17 protein-coding genes are annotated in these 9,532 nt (G+C 38.7%); 8 read left to right on the forward strand and 9 right to left on the reverse strand.

Going from position 1 to position 9,532, the window contains the following annotated elements; translation table 11 throughout:
• From MXE28_RS10785 to MXE28_RS10800, 4 genes are all read left to right on the forward strand, one after another.
• On the forward strand, positions 1 to 486 hold a 486-nt coding region (locus MXE28_RS10785), incomplete at its 5' end, for a hypothetical protein (protein ID WP_247240159.1).
• A gap of 215 nt (positions 487 to 701) precedes the next feature.
• Positions 702 to 863 (forward strand): hypothetical protein, encoded by a 162-nt coding sequence (locus MXE28_RS10790; RefSeq protein ID WP_156704490.1) that lies wholly within the window; start codon positions 702 to 704, stop codon positions 861 to 863.
• Positions 864 to 1,079: 216 nt separating this feature from the next.
• The gene (locus MXE28_RS10795) at positions 1,080 to 1,451 is read left to right on the forward strand and encodes a hypothetical protein (RefSeq protein ID WP_226974446.1); all 372 of its coding nucleotides are present in this window, start codon (positions 1,080 to 1,082) and stop codon (positions 1,449 to 1,451) included.
• Positions 1,452 to 1,606: 155 nt separating this feature from the next.
• A complete protein-coding gene (locus MXE28_RS10800) occupies positions 1,607 to 2,092 on the forward strand; it encodes a hypothetical protein (RefSeq protein WP_021840035.1) in 486 nt (161 codons plus the stop codon).
• 161 nt (positions 2,093 to 2,253) lie between these two features.
• Here the strand turns inward: MXE28_RS10800 and menA are convergent, their stop codons facing one another.
• From menA to MXE28_RS10835, 7 genes are all read right to left on the reverse strand, one after another.
• Positions 2,254 to 3,150 (reverse strand): 1,4-dihydroxy-2-naphthoate octaprenyltransferase, encoded by an 897-nt coding sequence (gene menA, locus MXE28_RS10805; protein WP_021840036.1) that lies wholly within the window; start codon positions 3,148 to 3,150, stop codon positions 2,254 to 2,256.
• Positions 3,151 to 3,156: 6 nt separating this feature from the next.
• The gene (locus tag MXE28_RS10810) at positions 3,157 to 4,050 is read right to left on the reverse strand and encodes a DMT family transporter (protein ID WP_021840037.1); all 894 of its coding nucleotides are present in this window, start codon (positions 4,048 to 4,050) and stop codon (positions 3,157 to 3,159) included.
• A 239-nt stretch (positions 4,051 to 4,289) separates the two neighbouring features.
• The gene (locus MXE28_RS10815; protein ID WP_247240160.1) at positions 4,290 to 5,369 is read right to left on the reverse strand and encodes a tyrosine-type recombinase/integrase; all 1,080 of its coding nucleotides are present in this window, start codon (positions 5,367 to 5,369) and stop codon (positions 4,290 to 4,292) included.
• A gap of 140 nt (positions 5,370 to 5,509) precedes the next feature.
• A complete protein-coding gene (locus MXE28_RS10820) occupies positions 5,510 to 6,085 on the reverse strand; it encodes a zinc ribbon domain-containing protein (protein ID WP_247240161.1) in 576 nt (191 codons plus the stop codon).
• A 15-nt stretch (positions 6,086 to 6,100) separates the two neighbouring features.
• Entirely contained in the window at positions 6,101 to 6,367 is a 267-nt protein-coding gene (locus MXE28_RS10825) for an ImmA/IrrE family metallo-endopeptidase (RefSeq protein ID WP_247240162.1), read from the reverse strand.
• 4 nt (positions 6,368 to 6,371) lie between these two features.
• The gene (locus MXE28_RS10830) at positions 6,372 to 6,803 is read right to left on the reverse strand and encodes a helix-turn-helix transcriptional regulator (protein WP_156704484.1); all 432 of its coding nucleotides are present in this window, start codon (positions 6,801 to 6,803) and stop codon (positions 6,372 to 6,374) included.
• 466 nt (positions 6,804 to 7,269) lie between these two features.
• Positions 7,270 to 7,641 (reverse strand): hypothetical protein, encoded by a 372-nt coding sequence (locus tag MXE28_RS10835; RefSeq protein ID WP_156704480.1) that lies wholly within the window; start codon positions 7,639 to 7,641, stop codon positions 7,270 to 7,272.
• 229 nt (positions 7,642 to 7,870) lie between these two features.
• Here MXE28_RS10835 and MXE28_RS10840 point away from each other — a divergent pair, with 229 nt between their 5' ends.
• Together MXE28_RS10840 and MXE28_RS10845 are read left to right on the forward strand one after the other, a co-directional pair.
• Positions 7,871 to 8,089 (forward strand): hypothetical protein, encoded by a 219-nt coding sequence (locus MXE28_RS10840; protein WP_247240163.1) that lies wholly within the window; start codon positions 7,871 to 7,873, stop codon positions 8,087 to 8,089.
• A 2-nt stretch (positions 8,090 to 8,091) separates the two neighbouring features.
• Positions 8,092 to 8,262, forward strand: a complete 171-nt coding sequence (locus MXE28_RS10845; RefSeq protein WP_156704476.1) for a hypothetical protein — start codon at positions 8,092 to 8,094, stop codon at positions 8,260 to 8,262.
• Here the strand turns inward: MXE28_RS10845 and MXE28_RS10850 are convergent.
• A complete protein-coding gene (locus tag MXE28_RS10850; protein WP_021840614.1) occupies positions 8,259 to 8,423 on the reverse strand; it encodes a hypothetical protein in 165 nt (54 codons plus the stop codon). The genes MXE28_RS10845 and MXE28_RS10850 overlap by 4 nt on opposite strands.
• Before the next feature lie 59 nt (positions 8,424 to 8,482).
• On the opposite strand from MXE28_RS10850, the gene MXE28_RS10855 reads away from it, so the two are divergent.
• Positions 8,483 to 8,641: a hypothetical protein gene (locus MXE28_RS10855; protein ID WP_247240164.1), complete on the forward strand. Its 159-nt coding sequence runs from the start codon at positions 8,483 to 8,485 to the stop codon at positions 8,639 to 8,641.
• A gap of 162 nt (positions 8,642 to 8,803) precedes the next feature.
• Positions 8,804 to 9,016, forward strand: coding sequence for a hypothetical protein (locus MXE28_RS10860; RefSeq protein ID WP_127008352.1), 213 nt, complete (start codon positions 8,804 to 8,806; stop codon positions 9,014 to 9,016).
• Here MXE28_RS10860 and MXE28_RS10865 read toward each other — a convergent pair.
• Positions 9,013 to 9,438, reverse strand: coding sequence for a hypothetical protein (locus MXE28_RS10865; RefSeq protein ID WP_247240165.1), 426 nt, complete (start codon positions 9,436 to 9,438; stop codon positions 9,013 to 9,015). The two genes, MXE28_RS10860 and MXE28_RS10865, sit on opposite strands and share 4 nt — an antisense overlap.
• Positions 9,439 to 9,532 lie beyond the last annotated feature (94 nt).

Raw genomic sequence — 9,532 nt, forward strand, 5'->3', positions numbered from 1 at the left:
AATCGGTATTCACTATGGATTTTTTTATGTGTTCAATTTCATTGTACAATTAACCAAAATATTTTTGTCATTTATGGAGCTATTTTAGCTATAGTTATAGTTTCCAGTTTGCTCTTTCAACTCTTTTGTTCAGCGTATATAGATTCAAGAGCTCAAAATCTGGTTAGCGTTTTAAAAAGTATGGAAATAGTTCAAAATTATAGTGTAACTTCACCAACTATTGAAGGGGGACTATTTGCTCAAAAAGGTGTTTATGTAGTGATAAAAGCGGATAAAAATAAAGAGGAATTTTCAGATGAACTGAGGCAATACTTTTTGAGTAAAAATTATACAATTGATTCGATAAGCGAATCCGGTGGCATTAATGTTTATAATGACCTTTATATAATTAATGTAGGCCCAATATATAAGCGAGATAACAGCTATACAGGAAAATGGATGATATCTATTTATTATAACAATATATTGACAACATTGAATTTATAGCTAACTAACAGTAAAAGATAATGGATATATAAAAATTATAATGTCATATTTCGAATATACGGTTAGTGTAGGAGGTCAAGTCATGTCTACCATCAATGAAGGTATTCGGTACGGTGCAGTAGCAGTGGGAATAAATGAATCCTTACAACCCGTATTAGGAAAAAATAAAGAACAAAGAACTCCATAAATTAGCTACCTTGGTTGTGGGCAATGTGGTGACCGGACAAACATTCGGGGCAGCAACGGCGTTAAATGTAATCACATATAATTGGCTTAGCCATGCGGATCAAGTTAATTATGCAAGAGCATTGTATAATGCAAAGGATATGCCAATGACTCAAGCCCGCATTCACGCATTGTATGGTGCGTTAGATTAATATAATGATGATACATATGGGCCATGTCAGAACTATTTGGAAGCATTCTTGGCATCAGCTATAAAGAATTGAAATTTCATATTGCAATTTAGTAATACTATACTATTATTAGCGAGGTGAATTTTATTGGGGTACATTAACATAAACTCGTATTTTGGAATAAAACTATTATTAATTTTCGTAATTGTTTTTTTTCTGTTAGGGTATGTTTTTAGAATGCCAGCTCCATACCATCTAGATATATTTCTTAATAGTTCTTTTGCTATTATTGTTTGTGAATTATCTACTTGGAGCATGAGGCATAATGGGTGGGTGGTTGATTATGAATTAGAAAAATATCGAGGAAATAGTTTAGTAGAAGAGCCTAGTTTGTATTTTAAAATAATATTTAAGATGTGTAGAGTTATTACTATAGGAGAGTATTATTATTTAAAAAGTTTAGGCGGGTTATGGACTATAAATCAAGGCATAGCATTTCTTTATTTACCTAGTGAATTTTACATGATAGAAGCTATTTTAGGATTGGTAGTTTGTATTTTTATTGGAAGAATAGGTAGTAGCTGGATAAAACGATATTATAAATTATAAAATCAGTATACAATAACCAGATACGACCAGTTGAAAAACAATAAATAACAGATTGGCTTAATCCGTACCAATATAATTGTGTTAATATTTGAAATATGTTTATTTTAGAAGAATATATTAGAAGATAGAAATAAATATTCTGGGAATATACAAAAATGAAAATATATAAAGACTATTATAAAAAGATTGAAGAGTATATGGATGGTTTAACGAAAAATATAACTATTGCAAATGAAGAAGAGTTGGAGAGTATTTTGGAGGCTTTAGAAAAAGTAGATTTTGATAGTCATTTAACAAATTTGGCTGAAAAAGTTTTTTCAACTTCAATTTTATTAGCGGAATATCCATATATTTTACCATTAGAGATATACAGACATGCTATGAAATATCGAGTTAATATAAATATATGTAAGTCTTTTTATCAGTATATTAGTGATAATGGATGGGATGAAGAAAGTATAATTATAAAAGGTATGTTGTGTGAGAAGGACTTGCAGGGGATAAAGGAATTTTGTATTAAACATACATTTTCAGATAGAGAAAACTCGTATTTCATGGAGCGCCCTATATGGAAGGGAAAAAACTATGAAGATGTATTAAAAAAATATGGAGTACCATGGAAAGAAGGATTTGATTTTTAGAAAACAATAGTTAATTGTAAGACTGCATTGAATAATATAGAGTCAAAAAACTCCCTTTTAAGTAGCACAAGTTTTATTTCCTGTGTCTGCCTAAAAGGGAGTCTGTTTTATCCGTTATAAATACTAAGGTTGTTTTTGTCCTATAAGTCTCGGTTTTTACTTCACCCAATCCACAGTCCAACGCTTACCAACAGATGATAGAGTGTCACACTGATGGACGTAAATTTCATAGCTTCGTTCATTTTTACCACGTCCGCATAGCGTTGCAAGATAGCAGCGCTTTTAAAAGCCGGGAAGAGAGCTATGATACCGAGCAAGGATGCTGATGGCAAATGCCCTAAAAATACCCATAAGAATAACCAAAGGACGCAGACGATAAATAAGGTTCGCAATAAGCGGATTCCTTCGTCTTTACCTAAAAGGATAACCAAAGTACGACGTCCGTGGGCTTTATCATTGCTGAAATCGCGCAGATTATTGGTCATCATGATATTGCCGATGAGGATGGTAGACGGAATGGCCGGGATTAAGAAGTCCCAGTAGAGCGTGCCCGTCCAGGTGTAGGCCGTAATATAGACAATGGCAAAACCCATGGCCACACCTGAGGCGAGTTCGCCGAACGGTGTGCGCGAAATCGGTTTTGGACCGCCCGAGTAGAATAAGCTGATCAGAATACAAACGGCGCCGGCCGGCAATAACCACCAAGATACTTGCGATGCCAAGAAAATGCCGAGCACGAGCGGCGTGAGGGAAAAGATATAGCCCAGTTTTTTTACCTGCTGTGGCGAAATTCCTTCACGGACGATGGTGCCGCTGTTGCCGGCCGCTTGGTTTAAGTCGAGACCGGATTTAAAGTCGAAATATTCGTTCCAAATATTGGCGGCAATCTGCGAACTCATGACGCAGATTAGAATTAATAAGGTGTAAAACAGGCTTAGCCAAAGGCTCTGAACCGCTGTGTGCAGCGTCGCCGCATAGGAGGCTCCGAGAATAACCGGGCTGAAGGCAGCTGTTAGCGTGCGGGGCCGGGCTAAGCGATAAAGTTGTGAAGCAGTCATACAAAATTAGTCCTTTCGACCGAAAAACGGTCCTATAGATAATTGTGGTGGGGATGGTAGTTGCGCCAGCAAAACGCCGAAACACATGGCTATGAGCCCCCAGATTTCCTGATAATCAAGCCGTTCATCCAAAATTAAATAGCCTAAAATACCGGTAAATACGATTTCGAGGCTCAGAATAAGGGATGCTTCCGTCGGCGGCAATTTGCGTTGCCCTAAAAGCTGCCCTGTAAAACCGATACCGGCCGATAAAACGCCGCCCCAAACGATGAAAAGCCAAGAGTCGGCTATATTTTGAAAAGTTGTGGTTTCCAAAAATAGGGAGGCTATGGCTGAGAACAAGGCACAGCCGAAAAACTGACCCATGGACAGTAAGAACGGATTATATTGTTTGGATACCGTATTTAACAGCAAAATGTGAATGGCCCAGAACAACGTGGAAATCAGGATGATTCCGTCGCCGTAAGAAGGAATGAAACTGTCCTTTAAGCTTAACAAGCCGGCTCCGATGATGGCACAAATAACGCCGCCTAAGGCGGTTAAGCTGAGTCGTTCACCTACAAAGAGACCAAGCAGTGGTACGAGGACCACATATAAGGCTGTTAAAAACGCGGCTTTTGACGCCGTCGTATAGGCGATGGCATATTGTTGCAAACTGGCACCTAAAAATAACATAAAGCCAAGGGCCAGGGAGGGCCAGATGATGGAACAGTGCGGCTTTTTCAAAGGTGCTCCCGTTTTTATCCAAAAATAAAACGGACTTACGGTTAATACTCCCAACAAAAAGCGTATCGCATTGTACGCATTGGGACCGATTACATCAGACGCAAGACGTTGGGCTACAAAGGTGGAGCCCCAAACAAACGCAGTGAGTAATAAACATAAGCGAGCTTGTAACATAAAAAGAGGATTCCTTTCTATAAATGTAGAATTATATAAAGATAACCCTTAACAATTGTAACTAAAATAAACTTAGTTGTAAATTGTTACCCCCAAAGGTTTATTAACTTTTGTCTCAAGAAGTGTGGTATTTACGGAAGTTTTACACTTCCCATAAATACTCTATTACCTCTAGTATAATTCCATAAATCAAAGAAAGCAAGGAAACACGCGGATTCCTTGCTTTTCTCAATTTAATATTATGCGTTTTTTGGGGTAGCTTGCGATTCGTTGCTCAACCGTTGCACAACCTTTACAAGGTCATTATAAGTCGGCAATTTGTTAACCGCCGCCACTAAATCAGCCGTATCTTTATGCGTGTAAATTGATTGTGTGATATTGGCAGCTAGGCTGTGCCCTAATATACGCTTGATGATATTTTCGTCAATGCCGCACGCATCGGCAAACGTGGCGAACGTATGACGCCCGTCATGTGGACGGTGCCCGTTGGCTGCCGAAATCGCTAGCCGATATGTCTTATAGGCCGGCATAACCTTGCCAAGAGTAGCGGCTTGCTTAAATTTAGCCTTAGCGTAGGCATCAGTCAATAAGGGGACGATGCACTCGGCAATAGGGATAATTCGATTCTTCCCGGCTTTAGTTTTGACGCCGCCTATCATATATCGTTCCTTTAAATGGATATTATCAAGCTCCATATTGACAAGTTCGGCCGGACGCATGCCCGTGTAAATATAAATAAGTTGCCATTTAGACATTTTGTCATTGGCTTCCCATAAGTCAACTATTTCGGCCGGCGTATATGGCTTGTGAATTCCTTCCTTATTCTCCGGCTCTGGTGGCAACACTAGGAGTGAGGGGTAATTAGTGAGTTTTATGTCATTCTTAGCGGCCGCCCTATAGGTGCCGTTTAAGCCTTTTAGTATAACCTTAATAGTAGAGCGGCTCATGTGACTATGAGCGTCAATGATGCGTTGCAAATCGGCGAGCCGTATATCGGTAATCGGCCGTTTAAATAAATGTTCTACCCGTGGGCGTGCGGCAGTGTACGGCTTAAGCCCTACGCCGGCTCGTTTCTTGTCCTCTAGCATCCATTCCCAACATTGCCCAAATGTTATGTCTTGACGAATACATTCCGCCGGATTGCCGTTATAATTCTTCAAACATTCCTGGGCTTCCTTTGCCGTTCTAAATGTGCCGACTGTCCTGCGGATCGCCTTGCCTTCGTCTGTATAATCAATCGTAATCACTACTCGGTAGGGCTTTCTTAAATTCTTATGTTTCATTTTGTAAATACTGCCGGTGCCGTTGGCTCGTCGCATAAAAAATCACGCTCCTTGCTAGTTAAAAAGTATGACAAATTATCCTAGAGCGTGTTATAATTAAATTGTTGGTATGGTACCGCTCTAGGTACTGTATTCTCCCTCATTCCGTTGCCGCGGGGTGGGGGATTTTTATTTAATTAAATCTTCCATTCATGGCCACATTTTAAGCATTTGCCTTTGAGTTTATTTTTGCCCATGAATCCGGCGGCGATACCTAAAGGGCCGGCTAACACACCGCCAACAATGGCCTTGCCGCCGCTAAACCCTTTCTTGTTAAATTCGATATGCACCGAGCCACATTTCGGGCATCTCAATTCACCGTCATCTTGAGGCTGTTCTATTGTAATTCCTGTTTTAAAAGCAAGAATTATCTTCTTTAACTCATCGTCATACTTCCAATTACCGACGTTAAAAGTCGCCTTAATCATTCCGGCACCCGTCAGCGTTTTAACCGCCTCTATTGCACGTTGCTCGGCTTGTGCTTTTTCTTCGGGCGTTCCGTCGTCAAAAAAGCCCGTTTTAATGACAACTTCGGCGACGTTGATAGTAACGCCGTTTATTTTTTTGGGATAATGCGGCATTTGTTGAACCGGTTGTACCTCTTGTATTGGTTGTACCTCTTGAGTTTGCACCGCATCACCTGTAGGCGTTCCGCAATTTGAGCAAAACCTTGCCCCTTCGTTTAATTGAGTACCGCAATTTTGACAAAACACAAATAACCCCTCCTTTTATACTACATGATAATAAAAATTTATATTCTCTAACTCTTGGTTGAGATAGTCGGATTCCCTAAGCATACGCTCCAATAATGACGCTTTTTCAAAACTTGAAAAGTCGTCTTTTTTTACATGAAAAACCTCGTGCATAATTGCCTTACGAGCCTTTTCTTCACTTAGACGGTTATTTACTATAATTGTGTATGTCCCGTCCTCATTGCACCGAGTTAGTGCGTCTACTCCTGTTTCTAGCGGTGCAATCACTATAATTATATTCATTCTATCACTCCGAAAAGTCGCTGTCATTGTGTTCTTGCGACTTCAAAAATTTAACAAAATCGATTGTTTTTTGTAAACTCTCTTTTGAAATTCCCTTAGTTGCGGAAAACAAAACTCGTATGTCCGGATTCGTTCTCGCTTCTTCGGCTAATTCAGCTACTTCGGGGTCGTCATAGTAGCCTTGCTCCGGAGCTGATATATCTATTAATTGCTCCCCGTCGAGCATTGTAAGCAAATCATCTAATGTGATTCTATATAAGTCCGCTACCGACTTCAAAACTGCCGTAGAAGGCACGATAGGCTTGCCGGAACGTGAATTTCTATTTAATTCTAACATTGATATATATGCTTTAGTGAGGCCCAAAATATCGCCCATTTGCTTTTGAGTTAAGCTATGTTCTGTTCTATATTTCTTAATTAAATCGCCTATATGCATTGTTTCACCTCCCGACTAAATTTTTATTTTGCCTGTTAAGTACATTATACAATTTTGAAAATATTTTGTAAAGCTAGCTTGACTAAATTTTTGAATGGTGATATACTACGAATATAGTAAAGCACGCTTGATTTGAAGGAGGTGATTATATATGAGCGTAGGCGAACGAATTAAGGAAATTAGAACAAAGCGAGGATGGACGCAAGGGGAGCTTGCAGACCGGTCCGGCTTATCTCGGGTTACTATCAATAATCTCGAAACCGGAAAACAAACGGTTACAACAAACAGAACTATACAGGCTTTAGCTGACGCATGTTGTTGTAAACCGTCTTATTTTTTGTCCTAAAAGTCAAGTATGCTTGATTATTGAGGCAAAATTTATGAAACAGAAAAAACAAAAATAAAGAAAGTGGTGATGTAATGGATGGACATATTTTAGGAGTTATTACTGGTTCGCTGAGCGTCGCTATAGCACTTTGGTTTTGGTATGAAGGACGGAAAGCCCTTCTAAAGTTGTTTGAATATCTTCTTGGGAAGAGATAGTCTTTAAAGCTTCAATAAGTAGAATAAACTCTTGAAATTCGCATGGAAATTCCTTAGCGATTTCTAGTTGAGATTTATCCCATAAACAGAAACTCCAATCTGCAAAATCCTTATACACAATAGTTGATTTTACGTAATCTATACAGTTAGACACACACAAATTGAAGATCAATGCTAATGCTTTTCTGTACTTTTGATGGGCTTTTTCTCTTGTTCGCTCAGAATAAAAATGGTTTAAAAATACACCAAAAGCGGTAGCGAATATGCCCGATAAAAAGCCTTGATAATCATACATGTTCTTCACCTGCCTTTTAAGGTGATTATAACATGAATTAGGATGTGTAAAAACAAAAAGAGGTGATGACATGGAATGTAGAACGTACAGCGTTGATGAGTGAAAGAAAAGTGTGCCACATGTGCGGTGCAGAAGTTACCAACCGCAAAACCTACAAGATATTTGATAGGCAGTGCGGAGTTATCGAGGTTTGTGTATTGTGCCAAGTAAAGGCGAGGAGGTGAATATTATGAACACACAGGCAAGCGTCAAGGAGGCCGTCGGCATCCTTGGAATCAGCGAGCAAGCTGTAAGAATCGGCTTGCAACGTGGCAAGTTTGATATATTCGGTCGTGCCATTGACATGACAGGCAAGGGCAAACGGTTCAAATATGTCATATTTCGGGCGCCATTGCTTAAGTTTGTGAACGGTGATTGGACTGTTCAAGAAATCGGGAAGGAGGGGTAAAAATGGACGAAAAGAAAAGTCGTAATGATAACAACTGGGGCGCAAGGTTTGAAATTAATGTAGAAATTTCGATTAAAGCGTCGAACTCTGACGCAATTGAAAAATGGATAAAAAGATTGGCGAAAATACAAAAAGAGTACAGCTGCAACTGCACTCTTAATGTTAAGGGTTAGTCTTCTTCATCCATTAACTCAATGAGTTTTTTGTAAATAACTTCTGTATACTCAGGTAAAGTTTCAGGGGTAACAGAGTTGGAATCAGCACTTGCTTTAGCTGTTACTATTTGTGCTGATAAATCTAAAGAAGCTTTTAAAATATCGCTTTTACGTATCATATAATCACCTCCCTTCGAGATGATTATAACACGCAGAATGAGAAGGAGGTGTGGGAAAAGTGGAGTCTTTAAAAGAAAAGACATATATTGAAGAATTAACTAGCAATTTGCGAAAGCAAAGGCAAGCTAATGAAGAATTAAGGGCGCTGGCTTTACTTTCGCTTGCTGTAAGCATTATGAGCGTAGCAATAGCTATCTATAAGTTTTTACTTAAATAAAGTAATCAAGATAGCAAGCACAGATGTGGCTAATGAGGCATAAGCAATTTGACGAGTCCTTTTTTGATGATAGGAATAAAGGTGATGACATGGAATGCAGAACATATAGCGTTGAGGATGTTGCTAAGATTTTAGGAATATCAACGAAAAGGAGGTGAAAGGATGGATAGATTAGATAAAGTATTAATTGCGTTGAAAGAAGTGTATGGTTATAAATTTACAGATAAGCGAGCTAAATGGGCTAGATATTTGCTCCGTAAAAATAACAGAACCATATATGAAAAAGATATAGAGGAATGGATTTTAGTTAGAAAAGATGCTCCAACAATTCCAGACCTCTATAAGTTATCAAAATCTGTAGAGCCTAATAATTAATCTTCAGGTAGTGAAGAAAGCTCTAGGCTTGATAAAGCTAAATTTTTTGCGGCTCTAACTTTTGCTGATACAGGACTCCAAGTCGTATCGACACTAATTGTTTGAACGTTTTTTTCAAGAAAATGTTTGTACATCTTAAAGTCATTTATGAGTTTTTCTGCCTCTTCTAATATGGCTATATCTTGATATTGATATTTACCAGGGTCAAAGTCAGCAGCCATGACTGAAGACAAGATTTCAAGAAGTGTAAAGCCTGGATCATAATGACTTGCCATTTCGATTATTTTAGTGGATTTCTTTTCAGTATCTCCGAGTGGTAGATGGGCGTCCCATGACAACATAGCTTTTTCTAAAGTTTCGCAGATAGCTAAAAGCTTAGTTGCCCAATGATTGATGTACTTCATTGATTTATCGATTTCCATTACAATCACCTCCTTTCAAGGTGATTATAACACGCAGAATGAGAAGGAGGTGAGAAAAATGAGCGTAACGGGGTTATTAGTTAAGAGTTTCGCA

This window comes from Veillonella sp. KGMB01456 (assembly GCF_023051165.1).
In the GTDB taxonomy this organism is placed as follows: domain Bacteria; phylum Bacillota; class Negativicutes; order Veillonellales; family Veillonellaceae; genus Veillonella_A.

Excerpts from the sequence above, each read along its gene's own strand:
- MXE28_RS10865 (WP_247240165.1), bottom strand. The coding sequence starts at position 9,438 with ATGGAAATCGATAAATCAATGAAGTACATCAATCATTGGGCAACTAAG.
- MXE28_RS10840 (WP_247240163.1), top strand. The coding sequence starts at position 7,871 with ATGAACACACAGGCAAGCGTCAAGGAGGCCGTCGGCATCCTTGGAATC.
- MXE28_RS10845 (WP_156704476.1), top strand. The coding sequence starts at position 8,092 with ATGGACGAAAAGAAAAGTCGTAATGATAACAACTGGGGCGCAAGGTTT.
- MXE28_RS10800 (WP_021840035.1), top strand. The coding sequence starts at position 1,607 with ATGAAAATATATAAAGACTATTATAAAAAGATTGAAGAGTATATGGAT.
- MXE28_RS10810 (WP_021840037.1), bottom strand. The coding sequence starts at position 4,050 with ATGTTACAAGCTCGCTTATGTTTATTACTCACTGCGTTTGTTTGGGGC.
- MXE28_RS10825 (WP_247240162.1), bottom strand. The coding sequence starts at position 6,367 with ATGAATATAATTATAGTGATTGCACCGCTAGAAACAGGAGTAGACGCA.
- MXE28_RS10835 (WP_156704480.1), bottom strand. The coding sequence starts at position 7,641 with ATGTATGATTATCAAGGCTTTTTATCGGGCATATTCGCTACCGCTTTT.
- MXE28_RS10815 (WP_247240160.1), bottom strand. The coding sequence starts at position 5,369 with ATGCGACGAGCCAACGGCACCGGCAGTATTTACAAAATGAAACATAAG.
- MXE28_RS10795 (WP_226974446.1), top strand. The coding sequence starts at position 1,080 with ATGCCAGCTCCATACCATCTAGATATATTTCTTAATAGTTCTTTTGCT.
- MXE28_RS10850 (WP_021840614.1), bottom strand. The coding sequence starts at position 8,423 with ATGATACGTAAAAGCGATATTTTAAAAGCTTCTTTAGATTTATCAGCA.
- menA (WP_021840036.1), bottom strand. The coding sequence starts at position 3,150 with ATGACTGCTTCACAACTTTATCGCTTAGCCCGGCCCCGCACGCTAACA.
- MXE28_RS10830 (WP_156704484.1), bottom strand. The coding sequence starts at position 6,803 with ATGCATATAGGCGATTTAATTAAGAAATATAGAACAGAACATAGCTTA.
- MXE28_RS10860 (WP_127008352.1), top strand. The coding sequence starts at position 8,804 with ATGGATAGATTAGATAAAGTATTAATTGCGTTGAAAGAAGTGTATGGT.